Source organism: Streptomyces bobili, from assembly GCF_002154575.1.
GTDB classification, from domain to species: Bacteria; Actinomycetota; Actinomycetes; order Streptomycetales; family Streptomycetaceae; genus Streptomyces; species Streptomyces bobili.
Map to the genome: position 1 here is coordinate 1 of NZ_MUBA01000944.1, position 619 is coordinate 619.

Sequence of the window (619 nt, forward strand, 5' to 3'; positions counted from 1 at the left end):
CTCCCCTTCACCTTCGCCCCCGAGGACTACGTCCAGATCCTCACCGACATGGCGACGCACCTGGGCCCGGCACTGGGGTGGAAGCCGCGCGTTTGAGCGGGGCGGGCGGGCGGTCTCACCAGTGGCCGGGTTCCGTTCCCGTGACCGGCTCCGACGGCCTGCCGTCCACGCCGGCCGGGATGTCTCCCGTGAGCATCACGCGGTGCATGGTGCGGGGGAAGCCGAGGTGGGTGGTGTCGCTGGGGGCGAGGTGGATGGTGGCGCGGTTGTCCCAGAAGGCGACGCTGCCCGGTTCCCAGCGGAAGCGGACGGTGTACTCGGGGCGGGTCGCCTCCGCCAGCAGGAGTTCCAGGATCGCCGCACTCTCCGCGCGCGAGAGGTCGGTGATCTGCTCGACGTAGTAGCCGTTGACGTACAGGACCCGCTCGCCCGTCTCGGGGTGGACCCGTACCAGCGGGTGCACGGATGCCACCTGGTGGTCGAGGAGGTGACGGACGTAGGCGTCGTCGCCGGGGCGGGGCTGGTAGCCGACGCCGAGGCGGTGTTCGGCGCGCAGCCCGTCGGCGAACCGTCGCAGCGGCGCGGACAGGCCGGCGTAGGCGGCGGCCAGGTTGGACCA

The 619-nt window shown here is 72.2% G+C and carries 1 protein-coding gene; it reads right to left on the reverse strand.

The window, feature by feature from the left end:
• Window positions 1-115 precede the first annotated feature (115 nt).
• Window positions 116-619: TauD/TfdA dioxygenase family protein (locus BZL64_RS38855; protein WP_208639621.1), on the reverse strand; the 504-nt coding region annotated here is incomplete at its 5' end.